This is a genomic window from Lysinibacillus sphaericus, assembly GCF_001629735.1.
Classification (GTDB): domain Bacteria; phylum Bacillota; class Bacilli; order Bacillales_A; family Planococcaceae; genus Lysinibacillus; species Lysinibacillus pinottii.
This window is the reverse complement of sequence record NZ_CP015224.1, coordinates 946,258-969,703: the sequence shown is the minus strand read 5'-3', so window position 1 is coordinate 969,703 and position 23,446 is coordinate 946,258. Positions and strand designations below refer to the sequence as shown.

Sequence of the window (23,446 nt, the reverse complement as noted above, 5' to 3'; positions counted from 1 at the left end):
TTACTGCTGATGATCTTCTTTTATTTGCTTATGAATTTTGCGCAATGCTTTTTTGGAACCACGCTCTATATCATGCTGAAGCTTACGTTCTTGATAGTCGACAAATAAAGTCTCAAGATCATATCCTTCAGGGTATAGTTCGGTTGCCGGTAGCTCTAATGCAAGTCGTTTCACATGAACCTCTAGCATCTCACCCTTATAGTACACAGTGACATTATAGAACTGATTCATTTCTTGATAAACAAGCCCGACATCATCATGATCCAATAATTTCACTCGGTCCCCCTTGGCAAATTCAATGATGGCTGCCCTGCCAGCTTTCTCTACTTTCGGCTTTCGAATTTTACTATCCTGCACACGAGTCAGCTGATAATCCTTATGATTCATATAATCTTGCGCTCGTTGTAAAACCTCTGCACGGACATTCATTTTTTTAGAAATCCAAAGTGCATTACTCTCTCCAGACGTACCAATCATTAACTGATACAAAGGCTCTAATGTTTCACTATTAAATCGCATAGCCGCATTCATAAAGTCTGGGTGCATCTCTGAAAATCGTTTAATTTCTCCGTAATGTGTTGTCGCTATTGTGATACAGCCCATTTGATAGAACTCTTCTAAAATCGCAATAGCCAGTGCTGCACCCTCATTCGGCTCAGTACCACTGCCGATCTCATCCAATATTAATAGTGTATGATTATTGGATGCTCTCATAATATCGGAGAGATTTTTCATATGGGATGAAAACGTACTTAACGCATTTTCCATACTTTGATTGTCACCTATATCAACAAAGATATGATCGAATATAGCCAATTCAGTGCCCTCATCTGCCACAATATGAAAGCCTGACATTGTCGCCAATGTTAATAAGCCAATTGTTTTCAACACGACCGTCTTGCCACCAGCATTTGGTCCAGTAATAATTAAGCTCCTGTAATCTTTCCCTATCGTAAATTGAAGTGGTACAGCGTTTCCTGGTAATAAAGGATGTCTGCCATTGATTACTTGAATGTAGCCATAATCATTTAAGCGTGGCTCCATGCCACCAATTTGTTTACTAAATTTTGCTTTAGCAAAGACCATATCATATTGGCTAATCAACTCCATATTTATATGGAGGGCGTGAAGATGATTCATTAAAAGCCCTGATAAAGATGCTAATATCTGATACTCCTCCACCGCTTCTTCAGCCTTTAAAGTAGCTAATTCTCCATTTAATTTAGCCACAATACTTGGCTCCATAAAAACGGTTGCCCCTTTTGAGGAGATTTCCACTATCGTCCCCTGTACATGATTTTTATAGGAAGCCTTAATTGGAATCGTATAGCGATCATCCTTTTGACTAATAAAGAACTCCTGTATATACGTTTTGTTGGCACTGTTGTTGAGGAATTTTGTTAAGCGTTCTTTTATTTTTTCCTCTGTCGTTTCGATATGATGACGAATCCGCTTTAATTCTCGACTAGCAGCTGAATCGACACGATTAGCTTTTATAGCAAAGTTTATTTCTTCCTCCACATTTTTAAATTCGGCCATTGAATTCGCGTAAGATGAAAGAACTGGCGCAAAAAATTCTTTATCTAACATGAATTTTTTAATGTTACGACAGCCTCTTAAAAAGTCCGACATGCTGATGAGCTCACTGGGGTCCAAGATCATCCCTTTTGCCAGTTTGGTCATGATATGCTCAATATTGGATACACCTAAAAATGGTACATGACCCTCCGCATCTACGATTACACGGGCCTCAGTTGTTTCATTCAAGCGAGTTTTTACAATTGCTAAGTTTGAGCTGGGCATTAATTTATCTAATAACTGTTTCCCCAACCCACTTACACAATAGGATTTAACGATATCTTTTAATTCTTGGTATTGTAACTTCTCAAGAGTAGTAAAATTCATTTATTTATGCTCCTCATTCTGATTTTTATCATTCATGAAGATACCTACCCAATATTAGATAGCAATGAAGTGTTAAACAAAATAAAAAAAGCTGTGAGGAATCCCCACAGCTCTATCTTCAAAAGGCGAGTGTTCATAGCACTACAAATAAAACCTCATTTTCTGAAGTTTCATCCATATATGCACCGCTTGATAAAGTATTGTAGGTATCTACATAGGTTTTGAAATAAATCCATGACCAAATAAGGGGTCTGTTCATGACATATATCCCCTGTCGCCATATCATTTATTTCATTTAATTTTTACCTAGTTAGAACCTACCGCACTCACAAAAAGCACCTCTCATTTTATATCATTGTTATCTAATTATTGACATCATCTTACTATATGCTGACTAAATTGTAAAGGTGCGGCTCAATATTGTGCAAATAAGAAAAAAGACTTGTAGAAAATTCTACAAGTCTACTGATTTATGATGGGCTTTTCTCGTTTCTATAATCTTGGAACCTGAGAATAGTAATAATGCTGCCCAAATGATGCTAAATGCTAAAAGCTCTGTCTGACTAAATGGCTCTTTGTACAGTACAATACCCAAAATCAAAACAATGGTTGGTGAAACGTATTGGATAAAGCCCAATAAATATAATGGAATATTTTGTGCACCTTTTGCAAATAGGATGAGTGGTACAGCTGTTACTAAACCACTGAAAATCATCAAAATATCTGTTTTTACGTCAACATGTAAAAACGAAGCTTGATGGGTTGAAAATAGATAAACATAATAGCCTAAGGCAAATGGTAGGATCAATAATGTTTCAATAGCTAATCCTCTTGTAGCATCTAGTGTAATTTTCTTCTTCAATACGCCGTATATAGCAAAAGATAGCGCAATTAACAGTGCTACCCATGGCACAGAGCCATAATTAATCGTTAAAATAATAACGGCCAGAAAGGCAATTCCTGTCGCTACCCATTGTGCGCGACTTAGCGATTCTTTAAAGAAAATCACTCCAAAAATAACAGACAAGAGCGGATTTATATAATAGCCTAAGCTTGTTTCAATTAAATGGTTATGGGTAACTGCCCAAATATACAAGTACCAGTTCATTGAAATGACGAAGGAAGCACCCGCAAGCTGCCAGAAATGCTTTTGATGTGACCATAAATATTTTAAGTCCGCTATAAGGTCTTTACGCATTCGAAATACGATGACAGCCAGTACAGTAAAGACAAACGACCAAATCACTCGGGATAATAAAATCTCCATACTTGGTACATGTTCAAGTAGTTTCCAATAGAGAGGAAAGGCACCCCAAAAGGCATAGGCAAAAAATGCCGCCAAAACCCCTTTTTTCTCATTTGACATTGCCACTAACGCTCCTACTCTTAGTGAAATCAATAGCGACCTCACATAATGTTAAACTAGTTAAAGAATAGACTCATTATAGGGCTTTGAGTGGCAACTGTAAATGCCAAATTTCTTAACTACTTCTATCACCGTCCATCCTTCTGCTCTGATTCTAGCTCGGAGATATATTTGCGCACTGTACTATAGCTAATATCTGGATTGATTTGGCGTTTGATGCGTATATGAATTTCCTTTATGCCAACCCCCTGCTCTCGCATATTTTTTATCATTGACTTAAGTGGTCCTGTTAGTGACTCCCTCGACAAAGACGTATATTTACTTAATTCAATTAGTAGCTCCGTATTTTGTTGTCGTAGCACCTGCATTTCCTCTACCACGCAATTATATTCCGTTACTTTTTTTTGAAGGACGATGTTTTGCTGCTTTGATTTTTGCAAGTCCTCTGTAAGTGCTGCATTTTGTTTTTTTAATATTTTGCATTCTTGTTCTATTCCATTTTGCTTTTTATCTAAATCGGTATGTCTAGCACTGTACACTTTTTCTTTTTGCAATAACTCTAAATAACGGCTTTGTGGAATAAGCATTAAAGTTTCAGCTGCGCTAAGAGCAAGCGTTCCATCTTCAAAAGGCTCATACGACAATGTAGAGGAACTTATTTTATTGGTCATCATTTCACTCCTCCACGAATTATTTCATGTAATCGTAAAGCTTTGTATAACATCTGTTCGCTTCCTTTTTTATTTGATAATCATTCTCATTTAATTTTATCATAATCAGTATTTTACTTTTTGTCAAAGAACATATAACACATACAAATAAAAAAGCTTCTTGCAACGTTTTCTACAAGAAGCTTCGATTATTACATTTTTTTCAATTTTTCATATTCTAATTGCAAACGTTCAATACGTTTACGACCCTCTTCACGACTTCTGGCTGTTTCAGCTTGAATTTGCTTTGTTTCTTGAATACCAGTCATAATCGTTTGCCATGTTGTTTCAATTGTTTCAATTTTTATGCTTGGGCTGCCTGCAGCACGTGCAATATTCACGCTGTTTTTACTAATGTTTTCAGCATTACGCACGAGCATTTCATTCGTACGACGATCTAGCTCACTCATAGAATCGGAAATAAGCTTTTGACGCTTTAAAGTAACTGCATGAATTAAACCTTGTTTGAAAATAGGGATTGTCGTCACAAAGGCTGAGTTAATTTTCGCAATTAAATGGTTATTACCTTGTTGCATTAAACGTATTTGAGGTGCGGATTGGAATGATACTTGCTGCGCCATTTCTAAATCATAGCGACGTTGCTCTAATAATTCCACTGCACGTAGCATTGTTTCATATTCCATTGCTGCTAATTGATCGCCAGTTTGAGCCTTTTGCTCAAGGGCTGGTAATGTTGAACGAACATCTTCTATCTTTACTTCAATTGCAGCAACAAATTTACTTAAAGATTGGAAGTAATTTAAATTTTGATCATATAGATTTTCAAGATCAATTGTATTACGCTTCATTTCACCTTCATATTTTTGAATTTCACGGTAAATCACATCTACTTCCTTATTCATGCTGTCATATTTAGATAGGAATCTTTCCAATTGCTCTTTTCCTTTATTAAAGAGCTTGGAGATGAAGCCACCCTTTTTCTCCTCTGAAAAATCTTGAGGATCAAATTTATCCATAATTTTATTCAAATTATTTAATAGGACACTCGATTCTTCTAGTTTGCTGGACTTCATAGTAGCCAGCATTTTATCTGAAAAAGTAGAAATGCCACTTGCTGTTTCCTTACCAAGCTCTAGCATGGCGATTTGATCTTTAACATCAATGCGTTGAGCAAGTGCATGAACCTCTGGATCTTTCTTTAGCATAAGCTGGTTTTGCGCAATTTGTGATAGCTCTTGCTCAGAAACAAGTACCGGCTTTTGTTCAGGCTCTTGTTGCATAAGTGGATTAGGCTGTAATAAAGGATTTTCAGAAGCGAATGGGTCCTTGGATTTTAAAAGATCATTGTTGAATTCAGACATACGTTTTACCCCCTGCAATTTATCTCTACAATTTACTTACGATTACCTTGGAAAAAGGTTTCATTACGATAGAAAGACAAAACCAATTTCATGCTCTTTTTTAAATTATAGCTTCTTTCTAAACAAAATTCGACTGATTACGCAAATTCCTTTACATTGTTTTCTATCATTGGTATGGAACGACCAAAAGCAGCTACATCATCGTGTAGCTGCTTAACACTTAAGTTGTTACCTTTAATACTGTTTTTATTTTTTGAATGACACCGCCTGAGCTATATGTCAGTACACTGCGTTTATAGAACGATAAACTAAATAGGTACACGACTATAATCGTTGCGATTAAAATACCTAGAGATAGCAATGGCACTATACCCCCGATATCAGTAGCACCTATCCTCATTGGCATAATCATTCCTGATGTTAACGGGATATAAGAGAATATTTTAATGATGATTGTATCTGGATTACCCATCCCTGTTAGCATGACATAGAAGCCGATAATCGTAATAATCATGGCCGGCATTAATACTTGACCTGCTTCTTCAACTTTCGATACTAATGAGCCGAATAATGCGCCAATGATAAGATATAGGATAACCGTTAGCAATAAGAATACAATGGCATAGATAACGTAACCAACTGACAGCTCTTTGACAATGTCAGCCGCCATATCCCAAACAATTCCGCCTTTTACGAGTTTAGCATAGATGAGGAATACTGCTGCAAGAATACCCATCTGTGTTAAAGCGAGTAATAATACACCTGCAATTTTTGCTTTAAAATGAGTAGTTGGCTTGACACTTACTAAAAGCATTTCCATTGCTCGTGAGCCTTTTTCAGAGGCAATTTCAGTCGTAATCATAGATAGGAATGTAGAAATAAAGAAATAAATTAAAATCCCAACTGCATAGGAAACAACTAAGCCTGATTGCTTTTCTTCTTCACTTTTCCCACCCGTTGATTCCTCATTTAAGTTTTTAGTGGAAATCGTCGTTTGAGCGGCCATAATTTGTGCTGCCTGTTCAGGTGATAGTGATAATTGCTGAACCGCATAGTGCTGACCAGCATATTGCAATAAGGATGACAATGTCGATTGATCGTTTAATTTCAATGGTGTAAACGTAGCAATTTCTGCTTGTAGCTGACCGCCTTGATCCTTAATTGTCACAATGGCATCTAGCTTGCCGTCCTTTACCTTTTTTTCAAGTGCCGGTATATCCTTTTCATCTTGGATAAAAGCCATGTCCCCATTGGAAACAAAGATACCACTTAAATCAGCGGACGTATCATTGATTATGGCAATTTGCTGTGCTTCATCATCACCTGTAAAAAGCTCTTTAATTTCAGACCAGAAAACAGCTACAGACATTACAAGTACATATAAACATGTCATTAAAATAAAGGATTTTGATTTTATTTTTGATTTATATAATTGTTTCATTAATAAATTAAACTTCGACAACATTGCCACCTACCTTATCTTTAAAGATTTCATCTAATGATAAATAATCCAAGCTGAATTTTTCGATATACTTCCCATTGGAAAGCTGCTCAAAAATACTTTGGGCATAGCTTTCATCCACTAATGTAAGAACGGTTTGTTCCTTCTCTACACGTACTTCCTTGACGCCTTCTAACGCCAATAGCTGTGTGGTTGACCAATCTGTTCTTACGGCCAGTTTTGTTTTGCCATATTGCTTCTTTAAATCTAGTAGACTACCAGAGAATAACGAAACACCTCTTTTTAATAGGCATAAGTGATCACAAAGTTCCTCAACATTATCCATTTGGTGACTAGAGAACAAAATGGTTGTACCCTGTTCCTTTAAAAGGAGAATGGCATCCTTTAATAAGTCTTTATTAACCGGGTCCAATCCACTAAACGGTTCATCTAAAATTAAAAATTCAGGTTTATGGATAAAACTGGCAATAAGCTGTACTTTTTGCTGGTTTCCCTTTGATAGCGTTTCAGCCTTATCTTTACGTTTTTCCTCCAGCTCAAAACGTTGAATCCAAAAATCAATTTCCTTTTTCAGCTCCGCCTTTTTCATCCCACGTAATTCACCAAAAAAGTATAACTGCTCCTCGACTTTCATCGTTGGGAAAATACCTCTTTCCTCTGGTAAATATCCTAGGACATCTCGGTTAATCGCATTAACTGGCTGACCATTCCATGTAATTGTACCTGCTGTTGTCTCCTGTAAATCTAAGATCATACGGAAAGTGGTTGTTTTCCCCGCACCATTTTGGCCAATTAGACCAAAGATTTCACCTTTTTCAATCGTAAAATCCAATCCATCTACAGCCGTAAAATCCTTATACTTCTTCGTGACATGCTGTAACTGTAAAGTCATGTTGTCATCCTCCTTACCCTTCGAATATATGTAAATTTTCCTTCAATCTTTTTTTACGGTTTGCATTTTTTAAAATAGAGATACACACCATTATGGATACGATAAAATTTAAACACCCTACACTGGTGCTGACTACTTTTAAAGATGGCCCCCACGTTCCTAACGAAAGATTATAAAGACCAGCCACTATATTGACTAGCAACAGTACGATAAAAATACGATTCATCGATTTTATATAGCTAATTTTAGAGGTAGTATCTGAGAATAATTCAAACGGCCCCTCTGCCTTTGGTTTTCGGTAATATGCCCAACCACCGAATTTGTACACACATTCTATATTCATCATCTCTAGAAACTCAAAATAATCCTTCGATTTCCTATTCACAAATTCATTTCGATAAATATATTGTTGTGGTGTTCCTTTTTCAAAAACAAAAAAACCTACAATTGCTTTTTTAAGATTCCACCCCCGATCTGCCATTTCATTGACCCACCGTTCTTCCTTTTCATAATCTACAAAAAAACGGTAAATTCTTTTTTCCATCCTCTCACCCCTTATAGGAAGTTCTTTCACTATTTTCTGATTTCCCAGAAAATAATGGACGTCCACTAATCTGAAAATATATTTAGCTCTTTCTTCAATCGATTGCGTACACGTATAAGCCTATATAATGGGAATGAGAATAATAGGACAAATGCATATGGATTAATCATTAATCGATATGTATGCATATTATTCATCTCCTCTCGTTATACGGATACCATTGTCAAAAAGTTCCCTTAATCTTAAAATTTCGTATTCAACTACCTTTTCTCCAGTTTCTGTAATTACATATTCTTTCTTTCGACCGTCATCGTCGAGCGCCTCAATCCAGCCTCGTTCTAGCAAAGTTTTAATGGCCCCATAAATGGTACCAGCGCCTAAGCGTACTCGCCCACTGCTCATTTCCTCTACTAATTGCATAATGCCATAACCATGTCTAGGCTCATATAAAGCTAATAAAATATAATATACGCCTTCAGTTAACGGCGGATGCTCCTGTGTCATACAATCCCCCTTTATATCGTCCACCAATATATCGTCAGCCGATACAAATAAAATATATCAGTCGTCGATATAGTTGTCAATATTCTTGTTGACGATTATTTCATTGAAATGGATTATTATGTTGCAGAGAAGCATGCACTGTGTTAGCATGTAAGTGATTACTTGCATGAAAGGAAGTTTATGTTTGACAACAAAGGGAACCGCAGAACGAATCATCGAAGCTGCTCTACAATTGATTAGCGAAAAGGGCTATACTGCCGCAACAACGAAAACGATTGCTGAATTAGCAGGCGTCAATGAAGTTACACTTTTCCGCCATTTTGGCAATAAGCGTGGCCTCTTGAAAGCCATAGTTGAACAATTTTCGTATTATCCTCTTTTACAACAGGAGATCCATCAAAATGTTACGTGGGAATTAGAAAAGGATTTATTAAACTTTTCTTTAAAGCATTTTGAATTCTTAATGTCGATTAAAGATTTGGTAATGATTGGCTTTAAGGAGTCCATTCAGTTTCCTGAAATCAGTGAGGAAATTGCAAATATCCCTCTTTTGATCAAAAAGGAACTCTGCCAGTACTTTCAAGAAATGCAACAGCGAGGGAAGATAAGAGAGGTTGATTTTGAAGCTGCCGCATTATCGCTTATTGCGCTTAACTTTGGCCATTTTATGTCACGTGCACGTCTTGGTACTATGGTGTCTGACATACCAACCGAAGAACTATTACAGACAAGTGTTGCTATTTTTTCTAGGGGACTCGTTTCCTAGAAAAAATTTTTCCTTCCAATGCAAGTAAGTACTTACTTTATAAAGGGGTAGTTTAACAATGAAAGGTTTACAAACTTTATTGAGCGTTCGTGAAACATATATTGGCATTGTTGCTGCGATTGCCTTCCAATTAATTTTCTTTACAATTTGGATGACAGCCTATGACGGTGTCAATGAGCGAGCTGATGAATTATCGATAGGCTTCGTTGTGGAAGATACGGGGATGGGACAACAAATTGTAAAGGATATGGAGGACAACATTCCATTTACGGTAAAAAAATATTCCTCGTTGAAGCAAGCAGAGCATGCCCTAAATGAACGCCAAATTAATATGATTATGCAAATTCCCGCAAATTTTACGAATCAACTTCAGACTGGAGAAAAAGCAGAAATCATCTATTCGATTAATCAGGCCAATGCTAGTATGGCCAAAAACATGATGGATAGTGTCGCTAAGCAATTAACAGAAGAAATGAACCGAATGCTCTACCCATTACAACAAAATCAGGCAATCGAGGTTTTTTCCCAACAATTTGCACAGCTTCCTTTTGAGCAAAAAACCTCCCAGCAAATAAACGCGTCTGTCCATACAACCATGATGTCAATTAAAGATCACGCCGTCGATGCTACTATTCTTAAAACGAATGATGTGAAGGGGTTTGCAGCAAACTTTATCCCACTTATGGTCATTATATCCTCCTTTGTAGGGGCAATGGTGATGATTATGCAACATCAGCAAGCCGCACAAAAGGTACAAAGTATTCTCTCAAAATGGCAATTGTTCTTTGCACGACAGCTGCTCAATGTTGGAGTAGCTCTTACTTTACCATTCCTTACAATCGGTTTAATGCATCTATTTACTATTTCGAGCAATGAAAGCTTTCTATCCATCTATCTCTTCCAATCTGTGATGTTCCTAGCTTTCCTTTGCCTAGCCCAGGTTTTCGTCATTCTTTTTGGAAATATCGGCATGGTCTTCAATATTTGTGCCCTATCCCTCCAACTAGTAACCTCTGGAGTGCTCGTTCCGAAAACCATGCTATCTGAAGGTTACAAGCAAATAGCTGCTATGCTACCCGCTTCTTACGGTGCCGATGGCTATTACACCATTATTTTCGGAGGAAGTGCCGATAATTTGCTACAAAATAGTAGCTCCTTAGGTATCATCATACTTGTCACTCTGACAATCGCTACAGTGACCGTAGCAATAAAACCCGCACTTGCTAAGAGTTCTAGTTAGTTGTATTTTATAGCCCCTAGGCTCTGTTCCTTCGTTGATGGACAGAGTGGGGGGCTATCCCTTTTGAGCATTTTATCCACCTCTTTTCATGCTTGATCCATCACTTTCTGCGTTTTATTCACCTCTTTCTGCTCTACCCACCATTTCGAACATTTTTCAGTATGGCAGCTAGCTGCTGATTTAAGACGGTCACGCTGTCGCTAAAGTCGCCACGGTACCATTGGATAATGAGTCCGATAATCGCGTTTGCTTGGTAGGCGCTATAATAATCAATTGAAATCGATGCTGTCATTTGATGTTCGTGATGCAGGGTGATATCTCTCTTTAGCAATGAGTAAATTCCATCAAACAGCATGTAATAATACGTTAATGGAACGTTTTTGGAAAACACAATTCGATAAAACATTTTAAAGCGTTCAATATGGTGAAAAATACGAATTGTGTCTGGATCTAGTTGGTGTGTATCCAATGTTGTCACGGCACGGTAAGGTTCTTCGTAGGACTGGTATAAATCCTCCATAATCTCTTGAAAGTATTCTTCAAAGAGTCCTTCTTTTTGCTCGTAATGCAAATAGAATGTCCCCCTATTCACCTTGGCCTCTCTACATATTTCCGCAATAGAAATCTGCTCCAATGGCTTTTGACTAAGCAGTGTCAATAAAGCTGAGTGTAAGGCTTGCTTTGTTTTAATAACTCGTAAATCTGTTGTAGACATTTTTTTCAGCTCCTAAGTAAACAGTTTTTCCAAAAGTGTTGATTACTCAACACATCCAGATATTTTGCATATTGAAATCGCTTTCATATTTATTATATGATTTTAATGAACAGATGTTCAATATCTAAAAAAATAGTATGAGGAGGTCTTTGAGATGAGATTAGAAGGTAAAGTAGCCATAGTCACAGGTGCAGCTTCAGGTATGGGGAAAGCTATAGCAGAGGTTTATGCAAAAGAGGGTGCTAAGGTTGTCGTTTCAGATTTAAATATAGAAGGTGCCCAAGCTGTGGTGGAAGGCATTCAAGCGGCTGGGGGTACAGCTTTTGCCATTCAAACAAATGTCGCATCAACAGAAGACTTACAACGTTTATTTGATGAAACAAAAAGGTACTTTGGTCAATTAGATATTTTAGTCAATAACGCCGGTATCATGGATGGTATGGAGCCAGTCGGGGAAATTTCTGATGAACGTTGGGATAAAGTATTTGCGGTTAATACAACAGCCGTGATGCGCTCCATGCGTATGGCAACAGACATTTTCCTCGCCCAAGGACATGGTGTCTTTGTCAATAATATTTCCGCTGGTGGCTTATATGGTGCACGAGCAGGAGCTGCTTACACTGCGTCTAAACATGCCGTTGTTGGATTAACTAAAAATACAGCCTTTATGTATGCGGATAAAAATATTCGCTGTAATGGTATTGCACCAGGGGCAGTTATGACGAATATCGCCTCTTCCATGACAAATATGAGTCAAACAGGTGCAGCACGCCAATCACTTGGTTTATCGATTAATCCTCGTGCTGGTCAACCTGAGGAAATTGCCCAATTAGCTATTTTCCTTGGCTCTGATGAAGCAAGCTTTGTGAACGGGCAAGTTATTGCGGTAGATGGTGGCTGGACAGCTTACTAATATAGTAAAACAGCACGCACAGCTATCATTTTCTGTGCGTGCTTCTTTATTATTATATTACTTTTTTAGAAGGAATTAGAGCTCCAAGTATTGCTCCAATGATTGCTGGCAATATCCACCCTAACCCAATATCATAAAATGGTAAGATTGATGAATAAGCCTTCTCTACAGCATCCAATACACGTAATTGTGCTTCAGGTATACTTGCCACTAAAGCTTTATAGCCGTCAATTACGCTAATGAAAAATGTGAAAATCATGGCGATGGCATACACCGCTTGCTTATTGTGAAAGTACGATGAGCTAAGAGCCAGTAAAATTAAAACAATCGCAAGTGGATATAGGAACATCAGCACTGGGATGGCGAATTGTATAATATTGTTTAATCCGAAGTTGGCAATGACAAAGGATACGAGACACAATAAAAAGACAAACCATTTATAGCTTACTTTCGGAAACACTTCATGGAAGAATTCACTACATGAAGTGATTAAGCCGATACTTGTCTTTAAACAAGCGAGCACAATGATAACGGCTAATAAAATAGCACCGAACGAACCGAAATAATGATCTGCCACTGCGGAAAAAATTAATCCCCCATTATCAAAGGTACCTACCGCAGAAATACTGGAAGCGCCCATATACGTAATCAGGCCATAAATAAGCATCATTAAGGCCATTGCAAATATACCTGACGTCCATGTCGCCTTCGCTATTTCCTTTCGATCGGAAATGCCTGCACTTTTAATTGCATTAATGACCACAATCCCGAAAGCAAGGGAAGCTAAAGCATCCATCGTATTATAGCCCTCTTTAAAGCCTGTCATAAAGGCAGCATCTATATAATCGCCCATTGGTTGTTGGAAATCCCCCATTGGCTTTACGATACTCGTAATAATTAAAATGAATAATACAATTAAAAAGGCTGGTGTTAAATATTTACCAATGTAATCCATAATTTTCGCTGGATTTAACGAAAAATAATAAACGATGGCGAAAAAAATGAAGCTAAACACGGCCAGCAATAATGTAACATGCTGTGCTTGAATATAAGGCTCAAAGCCCACTACAAATGGTACAGTCGCAGTACGTGGAATGGCAAAAAACGGGCCAATTGTTAAGTAAAGGGCTAGTGAAAAGACAATACCGAAGATGGGGTGAACACGGCTCGCTAGATCGCGCAAACCGTTACTACCTGATAAGCCAATCGCTAAAATTCCTAAAAATGGTAGACCGATAGCCGTGACTAAAAATCCGATTAACCCAAGCCAAAAATTGGTCCCTGCTAGTTGACCTAATTGGATTGGAAAGATAAGGTTCCCTGCTCCAAAATACAGACCGAATAACATAGTGCCGATGACTGCATAGGTTGAGAAAGGTATTTTTTGTTGCATAATTGATGTGCTCCTTAGAAGTTTTTAACTATAGCAAATTATTTTAATCGAATGATTTTTCATTACAATTCAATTATGTTATCAAGCATTTATTATAATTACAATAGTTTTTTTGAATATAGTAAACTTAGTACAAAAAAAAGAGCTGTCCTCTGACAGCCCCTCCTTAATTTGCAACTGACCACTCAATATGATCTAAAAATTTATAAACATCTTCATATACTTTATCACGTTCTTTATCCAACGTAATTATATGACCTGAATTTTCATACCAAATGATTTCTTTGTCATCAGTTTCTACAGTATTTAAAATGAAAGGTGCACTTTCCTGATAAAGCTCATCATCCAATGACCCTTGTAGTACTAATGTTGGAGCTTTAATCGTTGATAAATCATCTCGTGTTTCAGTCGTTAAACGTGTTACACCATCTAATGAATCTTTTGGAGAAATACGTAATTCATGTAATTCTGAAATAATTTGATCTTTTGATTTATTTTCGAAATGTTTATATAAACGAGCATAGTGGTACAAACGTGTAAATAAGCCTTTTGAGTTATCTCGTGTAATCGGTGCACACATCGCTACACATGCTTTTACTGGAAATGTCTCTGCAACCTTCAGTGAGAAAACACCACCAAGTGAAATGCCAACAACTGCGATCTCTTCATAGCCTTTACTTTGAAGGAAGTTATATCCTTCTACAACATCGTTCCACCAGTCTTCTGGTTTCGTTTCTAATAGTGCTTCTGGTTCTACTCCGTGCCCACTATAAATCGGTGCATGAACGGTATAACCTCGTTGAGATAAAAATTCTCCTAGCTTTTTCACATCTTTTGTGCTACCTGTGAATCCATGCAATAATAGTACGGCTTTTTTGCCTCCCTCAATTGTTAGAGGTTGTGGCTTTGTTAACTTCATTTTAGGATATCCCCTTCACGGAAATTATTAATTGTGTATTTTATGTGTCTATCTTAACACCCTTTATTCATAATGTACAATTTATAGTTTTTATCAAATCAATGTCTACCATGCATGAATGATGTCAACTTAACACCTGTACTATCACACTTTCTGCTACTTAACTTTTCCATTCTTCTAATTAAAAGCGACGTCTGTTTAAAAAGTTTTTGCCACCTATACTTCCTCTTTGTTTCCCGTTATAATGCAGTTAACTTAAAAATTACGAGAATAGAGGTGAAAAAATGGAGTGGCAACAATTAGAATATTTTGTAACCGTTGCAAAGTTAGAACATATGACACGTGCTGCCGAGGCATTGGCAATTTCACAGCCAGCGTTAAGCCGTTCAATTTCAAAGCTGGAGGAAGAACTAGGTGTCCCGCTTTTTGATAGGCAGGGGCGTTCCATAATGCTCAATCGCTATGGTGAACTTTTCTTATATCGTGTACAACGAATGCGTAAAGAATACGAGAAAGCAGTATTAGAATTACAAGAGCTTAATAATCCGGAGCTTGGGGATGTGTCACTCGGTTTTTTACACACTCTTGGGACTAGTATTGTACCAGACTTAATTCGTGCTTTTCGTCAGAAGCACCCCCATATCCGTTTTCATTTCACACAAAATTACTCACATTCTCAGTTAAAGCAATTGCTTGCTGGCGAATTAGACCTATGCTTACTAGCAGCGATTGATACAGAGCCTCCCGTTAGCTGGAAGGAGCTATGGCGAGATGAGTTATTTATTATGGTTCCGATTGATCATCCTCTTGCCCATCGCAAAAGCATAAAAATGAAAGAATTGGAACATGAGAACTTTGTGCTTATGAAAAAGGGGTATGCCCTCCGCCGCTCAGCTGATCGCTTGTTACATGCTGCGGGCATTAAGCCAAAAATCTCTTATGAAGGTGATGAGGTTTCTACCATTGCAGGTTTTGTGGGTGCAGGACTCGGGGTATCATTGCTTCCTGATGATGAGGATTTGAATCCGAAAAAAATCGTCAAAATCCATGTAGAGGATATGGTTTGTGAACGTATTATTGGCATGGCCTGGATTGACAATCGTTATTTGTCCCCATCTGCACGCCAATTCCAACAATTTGTCTTTGATTTTTATGAAAAGAAAATGGCTCCTCCCTCTCAGGAAAGCTAAAGCGGTAGGTTGCCCAATGCAGCCTACCGCTTTTTATTATACGTCTATATACTTCACCCTACAGGAATGAAAATCCGTTAAATCTCCTTCTATCTGCAAGTAGCCTTGCTCAATCATAGTCATTATTCGTTTCATCATGAATTCATCACTAATATAATCATCCAAGGCAACACTAATAGTACTGATTATAGGCATAAGTAAAAGCCATTCTTCATTATATTGTACATGCAAATCCTTCACACTGGCAATGATGAGCGTATCCAGTGCATCTTCCTCGACATGTACAATACCCTCTTTCCACAATCGGAGTGGACTTGAATGCTCTTTAAGGTCTTCCCATTCCTTGGCAAGCTGTTGACATTCCTGAACTGAAAATCGTTTTGCGTAAGGACGAAGCTTCATCAGCATTTCTGAGGAAAGCTCTCCTGTATGACGAATATCGAGATGAGGTTGAATTTGCTTCAGTCCATCTGTTACGTCAATCCCATAAACCATGCTACATTTATGAATAAACTCACTCATAACATAGCGTAGACCAATCTGTTCATGTGTATTTTGACTATACCAAACCCAAACATCCACATCACATGGCAGTTCGGCCATTTTTTTCTTCCAGCTTTCATACATATCTACGTATAATTGCTGTTCTTCATTATCCTTCAAAATATGAGTGTTTAACCATACTATGCGCTCTTCTAAGCTGTGAAGAGGTCCAAAAGAGAAATCATCATGAACACTTAAAACTGATTCATTACGTTGCAAAAGATGTTGGCGTATAGCAAGCTTCATGGAACCCTGGGTTGCTAAGCTAAAAGTTATATGTAAAATAGCCATGTGAATTCCTCCTACTGTTATGCTAATGGCAATCTGTATCCCGATAAATGTAAAGAGGATACCTTGAACCATATTAATTGCTTAGCCATCACAGGCGTTCCAATCATGACGGATCTAACTTTCCCTGCAATCATACTAAACAATAAAAATATTAATAATGCTTGTACCTAAAAATACTATACCCAAAATCAGCGTTTAAAACCCAATATGTTCAAATGATGAATTGAAGACTGTGGTAACAATGCAAAGAAAAAACTATCCCTTTTCTATATCATATAAAATAAGATTACGAGGTAAATGGGTCTCCTTTATCGAAATGACTCATTGCATCATGGAAATCTCCAATAATGCCCTTCCTTCACTGCTTTCAGCAAACTATTTTCATTATACTACATGCCGTACTTGCCTTTAGCTGTAAGTTTATGACTTTATTAATTTTTTTTCGTGAACATACGTTTCACCATTAATGCTCGCTTAAACAACACTTTTCTTCTTTATTCCATTATAATAGAAGAAACTCATGATACAATAGATGAATTCAATAAGAGGTGATTATTAGTGGCAGTTAGTGATATTGTTTCACTGTATGAAGATGAGCACGGTGAGGTGTACTATAAAATGAAGTCCCATGACATTGAGGTGAAAGCTACACAGAATACAGGCTTAGCTCCTGTAATCACTTATTGGATGAATGACATAGATATTACGGACTCTATTAGAGATTTACGCTTTAGTCCACGTCCACCATCTAGCTATATTCAAGATTACGAGGAATTTCAAGCAATGCTTTATGCGAAAGAACAACGTGCCATTAACAAGCTTTATGAACAAATGAGCATAAAGCCAAAAAACATGTCCTCGGGAAAACAAGTACTATGGAGTTTCTTTGTAATGTTGCTAGCAATGCTCCCTCTTTTCATCGCCATTTGGTGGTTTAAATAAAAAATTCATGCCCTTTCTATCTTTTTTTCTCAATTTATCAAAACTTTCAAGTAATTTCCCTCATCATCTTGACAGGCTTTTGGAAGTAGTGCATTCTTTACTCAATAGTTGAAAAACTTTATGATGAGAAAACGAACGAAGATCAGTAATTAGTATCTGCTTGAACAGAGAACGATGTCCATCGGCTGCAAGACATTGTGCAAGAAAAGACTAATGAACCTACTTCGTCTATCGTCCTAGCTAAACTAGGCGCAGTCTCTAGCGTTATGAGGAAAGTGGAATGTCGCACGATATTCAATGTAGGTGGTACCGCGGAAAGCAACTCTTTTCGTCCTAATTTTTTAGGATGAAAAGGGTTTTTTATTTTTGACAATTGGAGGTAGTGTGGTGGAAAAAAAGAGAATTGTCGTCAAGATTGGGAGTAGCTCTTTAACAAATGCAAAAGGCGAAATCGATAAAGTTCGTTTAATGGATCATGTTCAGGCAATCGCGGAGTTGAAAAAACAAGGACATGATGTATTACTTGTGTCATCAGGTGCAGTAGCAGCAGGTTTTAAACAGCTTGGCTACCCGGCTCGTCCTGTTACGGTAAAGGGCAAACAGGCAGCAGCAGCTGTAGGGCAAAGCTTACTTATTCAATCGTATAGTGCATTATTTAGTATTTATGATATATTGCCTGCTCAGATTTTACTGACGCGCACTGATTTTTCTAAAAAAGAATGCTATAAAAATGCCTATGCTACTTTCGAGGAATTGCTTGAGCGCTCGATGCTACCTATCATTAATGAAAATGATACCGTTTCTATAAGTGAGCTAACCTTTGGCGACAATGATATGCTGTCTGCCCTTGTTAGTGGACTTGTTCATGCAGATCAACTCATCATATTAACAGATATTAATGGCTTATATAACGCCAACCCTAGCAAAAACCCTCAGGCAGAGCGAATTGATTATTTAACGTCCATCACGGACGACTTGTTAGACTTTGCAGACAGCACAGGGTCAAAGGTTGGAACAGGCGGCATGGCATCGAAGCTACTGGCTGCCCGTACAGCTTTACAGGCTGGAGTTAAAGTTTTTATCGGAACAGGTTATGGCGCTCAAAAGCTTGTTGATATTTTAGCAGGGCGTGGTGATGGAACTTATGTCGGACATGATGACCTAGCCGTGTTAAAGAATCATAAACAGTGGATTGCACTCGCGGAAATATCTGGTAAAATTTTTATAGATAGAGGTGCTGAACAAGCACTAATGGTCAATGGCAAAAGCTTGTTACCTGCTGGTGTTTTTCAGGTTGAAGGTGATTTTAACAATGGTGATGTAGTTGAAGTGTATTGTGAACAAGGTTTACTAGGACGTGGTGAGGTGCTGTATTCATCACAAGAACTTTTGTCCGCTATGGGCAAACGGACAAATACATTATCGAAATGCCCGATTGAGGTCATTCACAGGGATAAATGGCTGAAAATTCAAACTAAATAAGGAGGTCTGAACATGGTAAGTGAAATTCAAGAAAAGGGAAAATGTGCCAAAGCCGCTAGCTATATGTTAAATATTAAAACTACATGTGAGAAAAATGAAGCGCTGACTAAAATTGCTGAACAGCTATTGATGGACCAACAAGACATCTTAGAAGAAAATGCAAAAGACCTTATCAATGGAGAGCAACAGGGGATGCCCTCTTCTACATTAGATCGCATCATGCTCAATGAAGAACGCATAGTAGCGATGGCTGATGCCATTCATTTACTTGTCTCTCTCAAGGACCCAGTTGGCACAGTTATCGAACGTATAGATAAAGGTAATGGCCTACACATCGAAAAGCGCATGGTCCCACTTGGTGTCATTGGAATGATCTATGAGGCAAGACCAAATGTTACGGTTGATGCCGCGACACTTGCCCTAAAAACAGGAAATGCCGTCATTTTACGAGGGAGCTCATCTGCTAAGTTTTCAAATAATGCTCTCGTAGCAAGTATTCATCGTGCATTGGCGAAGACGTCTCTACCAACAGAAGCTGTCCAATTAATCGAGGATACGAGCCGTGAGACCGCTAAAGAATTATTTCATTTAAACGAGTACTTGGATGTATTAATACCTCGAGGCGGCAAGGCTCTTATTGACTTGGTCGTCCGAGAGGCTTCTGTCCCTGTATTAGAAACAGGTGCAGGCAATTGTCATATATATGTGGACCAAATGGCGGATTACATAAAAGCAGAAAAAATTTGTTTAAATGCCAAAACACAGCGTCCTTCTGTTTGTAATGCTGCGGAAAGCTTACTAATTCACCCTGTATGGTTTAAAACATATGGCACGGAACTTTTATCATCGCTCCATAAAGCAGGTGTTACTATTATTGGTGATGAGCGAGTATGCGAGGCATTTTCTGGAGCGCTCCCAGCTACTGAGGAAGACTATGCGACTGAGTTCCTTGATTTAAAAATAAGCGTTAAATTAGTTGAAAATGTTTACGAGGCCATTGAGCATATTCATCATTATGGGACAAATCATTCTGAAGCTATTATAACGGAAGATCTATTGGTGGCGGAAACGTTTTTAACTAATGTTGATGCGGCTGCAGTTTATCATAACGCCTCGACCCGCTTCACGGATGGTTTTGAATTTGGCTATGGCGCAGAAATTGGTATTAGTACACAAAAGCTACATGCGCGGGGCCCCATGGGATTACCTGCTCTCACCTCTACAAAATATTTTATATATGGCAATGGGCAAATTCGCGAATAATGTCATGCTATAGCAAAAAGTATGCTGATAGGGATTATCCCCTTTCCTTTTCGCATTTACTAAAAAACAGAAAGAAGGTTTTGTATGAACATTTCAGCCATCATTAAACTAACCGTATCAATGGCACTTTTTGGCTCCATCGGCTTTTTTACTGTTCATACTGGAGTTCCTGCAACAGAGCTCGTCTTTGTTAGATGTATTTGTGCAACCCTCTTTCTAGGAGGATTGTGGCTCGTCACTGGTGGACATAAAACAGAAAAATGGGAGAAGAAAGAAGTAATTCAAACTATTATTTGTGGCGTTTTCTTAGTACTAAATTGGGTATTTTTATTTAAAGCCTTTGAGGAAATGTCTATTTCGATTGCCATTTCTATTTATAATTTAGCCCCTATCTTTGTCTTAATTTTAGGCGCTATCTTTTTAAAAGAAAAAATGACCATCCAAGCACTTGTGGCAACTATTACTTGTTTTATCGGTAGTATTTTTATCATGGGTCTTCAAAACTTTGTATCTTTCTCTGAATTTATGCAATCAGGATTTGTTTGGGCTTTATTGTCAGCGGTGTTTTATGCTCTTACCATGCTGACAAGCAAGACCATTACAAAGCTTAGCTCCTATGCCTTAACGTATATTCAAACAACAGTTGGCATTTTGATTCTACTGCCCTTCATCGATTTCTCACTCTTTGAAGGTTTAACTACAACCAATTGGTTCTATATACTAGGCACAGGATTTATTCATACTGGATTTGTATATTATTTATTTTTCGATAGTATTCGCAGTCTTACTACTATTCTAGTTTCCGTTTTAGTATTCGTCGACCCTGTAGTGGCCATTTTACTCGATATGCTGCTGCTTGATTTTATGCCGAACTTTATGCAAACATTGGGCATTTTATTCATCTTCGGCGGGATTTTCTACACGATCTATACCCCGAAGAAAAAACGGCTACCACAGGAGGTATCCTAATGGGCAAACTCTTTACAATTGGTGAATTGCTAATAGATTTTACACCAACACAGCAGCATGGTGACCTAGTACAAATCGAGCATTTCACGAAACATGCTGGTGGAGCCCCTGCAAATGTCGCAGCAGTATGTGCCAAGCTTGGTCAACAGGCAGCCCTCCTAACACAAATAGGTCAGGATGCGTTTGGTGATTTTCTGAAGAAGACTTTGCAGCAGGCAGGTGTGGACACACAATATATTCGACAAACTACTGAGGGAGAAACTAGCCTTGCTTTTGTAGCACTCTCTGAAACGGGCGAGCGAGATTTTCAATTTTATCGACGCCATGCTGCAGATTTATTGTACAAACAAGAGTATCTCCCATCACAACTATTAACTAACAAAGATATCATTCATTTTTGTTCAGTTAATCTTGTTGACAGTCCAATGAAATCAGCCCATTTAGCTTTTATCGAGCAGGCACATCAAGCAGGCAGCATCGTTTCCTTTGATCCGAATGTTCGATTGCCTTTATGGCAGGATGAGACGGCTTGTCGAGAAACGATTCTAGCTTTTTTACCAAAAGCCCATATTGTAAAGCTTTCGAATGAAGAACTGTTATTTTTAACAGCCATCGAGGAAGAATTTTCGGCTGTGCACACATTATTTCAGGGGCATCTGGAGACCATTATCATTACTCATGGAGCAGAAGGCGCAACATTATATACAAAGAAATGTCAACGTAAGGTCCATGCTGAGAATGTACAAGCAGTTGATACGACTGGTGCTGGGGACGCTTTTATTGGGGCGATATTAAGTCAATTCCTTCAACATCAATTATCTGCCGATCATTTGGTAGCCTATTGTGAACAGTATGCGATATCCCTGCTTTCTTTTGCCAATCGCTATGCAGGAATCACGACAATGAAGCACGGGGCGATTCCCTCCTATCCTGAACTACCGTTAGAATGAATCTAAAATAATTTGAAACCTTTTATTCTTATTTTCCGTATGTACTGGTGAGAAATCAATGGGAGGAGGACCTGCATGGAATCGATTACAAAAAAACGAGCTGCTGCTTTTTTAATGGATACTGCTATTTCAACGGCTGTCACATTGGGCGTGGAGTATTTTCTACGGAAGAAAGTGAAAAATGAGGTGGTTCATGCACTCGTTACACCGACAGTCATGTTATGGGCATTAGAGTACGCACAGCTTCGTAAAGGTGGACAAACCATTGGCTATAAAGCTACGGGACTAGTACTGGAAAATGCAGATGGTCATGAATTATCAGACTGTCAAATTTTAAAACGTATGGCTTATCGGGATACAATCAGTTCATTTGACTATTTAAAAAATCGCCAGGCATTTGAGCAACAGCATGGACAATGCCTTCCTCATGATAGCTTTGCCGGTACGGTTGTGAAAGAGAAATAAACGAATTGCTAAAATTAGTTGTAGATTTGCAACCCCATGACGTACGGAGCTTTATGGATCATTGAAACCCATATCCAAAATTCATAACACTAATATACCTCCTCCCAAGGTCAACAGGAGGAGGTATTATTGTATGACAAAGTATTGATGCATCTGAATCCGTTATCGTTATTTGATTGAACATCATACTCACTTCAATAAAGTGTAGGTGGAAATTCTATCTGTTTTTCAATCCCTAGCACATCTACCAGTATTTCTTCATTAAAATATGGGGAATGCCACAATCCATAAACTCTTCCCCTTCACGCTTATAGCCTAATTTTTCATAAAAACCCTCTGCATATGATTGTGCATTTAATTTAGCTTTTGTGAGGCCATTGTCTCGGGCAATTTGCTCTAAGCCAATAATAATTTCTTTGCCAAGTCCAAATTTACGGAACTCTTCTACTATACAAATGCGCTCCAGTTTACCATAGCCCTCGACTACACGCAGTCTACCCGTTCCCACTGGCTGCTCCTTATAGTACACAAGAATATGATCACATGGTGCTTGCAGTGAATCAAATTCATCAAACTCTTCTACCTCTGGTACTTGTTGCTCTTCAATAAAAACTTTTCGTCTAAAATCAAATGCTAATTGTAAGTCTGCATCAGTTGTTACTTTTTTTATGCTCATGAATACTCCTCCTCGTTTCACTAC

Annotated in this window: 24 protein-coding genes; 10 read left to right on the top strand and 14 right to left on the bottom strand. The window is 38.1% G+C overall.

Translation table 11 applies throughout. From position 1 onward, the window contains the following. The 9 genes from A2J09_RS04570 to A2J09_RS04535 form a co-directional block, all read right to left on the bottom strand. On the bottom strand, window positions 1–1,905 hold the full coding sequence (locus tag A2J09_RS04570; RefSeq protein WP_012293906.1) for an endonuclease MutS2: 1,905 nt from the start codon (window positions 1,903–1,905) through the stop codon (window positions 1–3). A 454-nt stretch (window positions 1,906–2,359) separates the two neighbouring features. Next, window positions 2,360–3,271 (bottom strand): EamA family transporter RarD, encoded by a 912-nt coding sequence (gene rarD / locus A2J09_RS04565; RefSeq protein WP_036161285.1) that lies wholly within the window; start codon window positions 3,269–3,271, stop codon window positions 2,360–2,362. A 128-nt stretch (window positions 3,272–3,399) separates the two neighbouring features. After that, complete coding sequence (locus A2J09_RS04560) at window positions 3,400–3,945, bottom strand: hypothetical protein (RefSeq protein WP_012293903.1); 546 nt, start codon at window positions 3,943–3,945, stop codon at window positions 3,400–3,402. Between the two features lie 188 nt (window positions 3,946–4,133). Continuing rightward, entirely contained in the window at window positions 4,134–5,303 is a 1,170-nt protein-coding gene (locus tag A2J09_RS04555) for a toxic anion resistance protein (protein WP_036161284.1), read from the bottom strand. Between the two features lie 220 nt (window positions 5,304–5,523). Beyond that, window positions 5,524–6,768: an ABC transporter permease gene (locus A2J09_RS04550; protein WP_031419581.1), complete on the bottom strand. Its 1,245-nt coding sequence runs from the start codon at window positions 6,766–6,768 to the stop codon at window positions 5,524–5,526. Further along, window positions 6,752–7,657 (bottom strand): ABC transporter ATP-binding protein, encoded by a 906-nt coding sequence (locus A2J09_RS04545; protein ID WP_036161280.1) that lies wholly within the window; start codon window positions 7,655–7,657, stop codon window positions 6,752–6,754. Before A2J09_RS04545 ends, A2J09_RS04550 begins: the two co-directional genes overlap by 17 nt. Before the next feature lie 13 nt (window positions 7,658–7,670). Continuing rightward, window positions 7,671–8,201: a DUF2812 domain-containing protein gene (locus tag A2J09_RS04540; protein WP_012293898.1), complete on the bottom strand. Its 531-nt coding sequence runs from the start codon at window positions 8,199–8,201 to the stop codon at window positions 7,671–7,673. 65 nt (window positions 8,202–8,266) lie between these two features. Beyond that, a complete protein-coding gene (locus A2J09_RS24395) occupies window positions 8,267–8,389 on the bottom strand; it encodes a hypothetical protein (protein WP_012293897.1) in 123 nt (40 codons plus the stop codon). 1 nt (window position 8,390) lies between these two features. Continuing rightward, complete coding sequence (locus A2J09_RS04535; protein ID WP_012293896.1) at window positions 8,391–8,705, bottom strand: PadR family transcriptional regulator; 315 nt, start codon at window positions 8,703–8,705, stop codon at window positions 8,391–8,393. 166 nt (window positions 8,706–8,871) lie between these two features. On the opposite strand from A2J09_RS04535, the gene A2J09_RS04530 reads away from it, so the two are divergent. Together A2J09_RS04530 and A2J09_RS04525 are read left to right on the top strand one after the other, a co-directional pair. Beyond that, entirely contained in the window at window positions 8,872–9,471 is a 600-nt protein-coding gene (locus A2J09_RS04530; protein ID WP_012293895.1) for a TetR/AcrR family transcriptional regulator, read from the top strand. A gap of 58 nt (window positions 9,472–9,529) precedes the next feature. Next, window positions 9,530–10,711: a YhgE/Pip domain-containing protein gene (locus A2J09_RS04525; RefSeq protein WP_012293894.1), complete on the top strand. Its 1,182-nt coding sequence runs from the start codon at window positions 9,530–9,532 to the stop codon at window positions 10,709–10,711. Window positions 10,712–10,844: 133 nt separating this feature from the next. Here A2J09_RS04525 and A2J09_RS04520 read toward each other — a convergent pair whose 3' ends face one another. Continuing rightward, a complete protein-coding gene (locus A2J09_RS04520; protein WP_012293893.1) occupies window positions 10,845–11,426 on the bottom strand; it encodes a TetR/AcrR family transcriptional regulator in 582 nt (193 codons plus the stop codon). Window positions 11,427–11,580: 154 nt separating this feature from the next. Here A2J09_RS04520 and A2J09_RS04515 point away from each other — a divergent pair, with 154 nt between their 5' ends. Continuing rightward, window positions 11,581–12,339 (top strand): SDR family oxidoreductase, encoded by a 759-nt coding sequence (locus A2J09_RS04515; RefSeq protein ID WP_012293892.1) that lies wholly within the window; start codon window positions 11,581–11,583, stop codon window positions 12,337–12,339. Window positions 12,340–12,391: 52 nt separating this feature from the next. Here the strand turns inward: A2J09_RS04515 and brnQ are convergent, their stop codons facing one another. After that, window positions 12,392–13,732 carry a branched-chain amino acid transport system II carrier protein gene (gene brnQ / locus A2J09_RS04510; protein WP_036161279.1) on the bottom strand — a complete coding sequence of 447 codons (1,341 nt, stop codon included), beginning with the start codon at window positions 13,730–13,732 and terminating at the stop codon, window positions 12,392–12,394. Between the two features lie 166 nt (window positions 13,733–13,898). Next, the gene (locus A2J09_RS04505; protein WP_031419567.1) at window positions 13,899–14,651 is read right to left on the bottom strand and encodes an alpha/beta hydrolase; all 753 of its coding nucleotides are present in this window, start codon (window positions 14,649–14,651) and stop codon (window positions 13,899–13,901) included. Window positions 14,652–14,935: 284 nt separating this feature from the next. Between A2J09_RS04505 and A2J09_RS04500 the strand changes: the two genes are divergently transcribed. After that, window positions 14,936–15,841, top strand: coding sequence for a LysR family transcriptional regulator (locus A2J09_RS04500; RefSeq protein WP_031419566.1), 906 nt, complete (start codon window positions 14,936–14,938; stop codon window positions 15,839–15,841). Window positions 15,842–15,877: 36 nt separating this feature from the next. On the opposite strand, the gene A2J09_RS04495 is transcribed toward A2J09_RS04500, so the two are convergent. Further along, window positions 15,878–16,675 (bottom strand): DUF1835 domain-containing protein, encoded by a 798-nt coding sequence (locus A2J09_RS04495; protein ID WP_036161277.1) that lies wholly within the window; start codon window positions 16,673–16,675, stop codon window positions 15,878–15,880. Between the two features lie 558 nt (window positions 16,676–17,233). On the opposite strand from A2J09_RS04495, the gene A2J09_RS04490 reads away from it, so the two are divergent. From A2J09_RS04490 to A2J09_RS04465, 6 genes are all read left to right on the top strand, one after another. Continuing rightward, the gene (locus A2J09_RS04490; protein WP_012293886.1) at window positions 17,234–17,617 is read left to right on the top strand and encodes a hypothetical protein; all 384 of its coding nucleotides are present in this window, start codon (window positions 17,234–17,236) and stop codon (window positions 17,615–17,617) included. A 387-nt stretch (window positions 17,618–18,004) separates the two neighbouring features. Further along, window positions 18,005–19,099: a glutamate 5-kinase gene (gene proB, locus A2J09_RS04485; protein WP_031419564.1), complete on the top strand. Its 1,095-nt coding sequence runs from the start codon at window positions 18,005–18,007 to the stop codon at window positions 19,097–19,099. 12 nt (window positions 19,100–19,111) lie between these two features. Beyond that, window positions 19,112–20,362, top strand: coding sequence for a glutamate-5-semialdehyde dehydrogenase (locus A2J09_RS04480; protein ID WP_012293884.1), 1,251 nt, complete (start codon window positions 19,112–19,114; stop codon window positions 20,360–20,362). Window positions 20,363–20,446: 84 nt separating this feature from the next. Continuing rightward, window positions 20,447–21,331 (top strand): DMT family transporter, encoded by an 885-nt coding sequence (locus tag A2J09_RS04475; protein WP_012293883.1) that lies wholly within the window; start codon window positions 20,447–20,449, stop codon window positions 21,329–21,331. Further along, window positions 21,331–22,281: a carbohydrate kinase family protein gene (locus A2J09_RS04470; RefSeq protein WP_012293882.1), complete on the top strand. Its 951-nt coding sequence runs from the start codon at window positions 21,331–21,333 to the stop codon at window positions 22,279–22,281. Before A2J09_RS04475 ends, A2J09_RS04470 begins: the two co-directional genes overlap by 1 nt. 75 nt (window positions 22,282–22,356) lie before the next feature. Beyond that, on the top strand, window positions 22,357–22,746 hold the full coding sequence (locus A2J09_RS04465; protein WP_012293881.1) for an RDD family protein: 390 nt from the start codon (window positions 22,357–22,359) through the stop codon (window positions 22,744–22,746). Between the two features lie 244 nt (window positions 22,747–22,990). Here A2J09_RS04465 and A2J09_RS04460 read toward each other — a convergent pair whose 3' ends face one another. Further along, complete coding sequence (locus A2J09_RS04460) at window positions 22,991–23,422, bottom strand: GNAT family N-acetyltransferase (RefSeq protein WP_031419559.1); 432 nt, start codon at window positions 23,420–23,422, stop codon at window positions 22,991–22,993. Window positions 23,423–23,446: the final 24 nt, after the last annotated feature.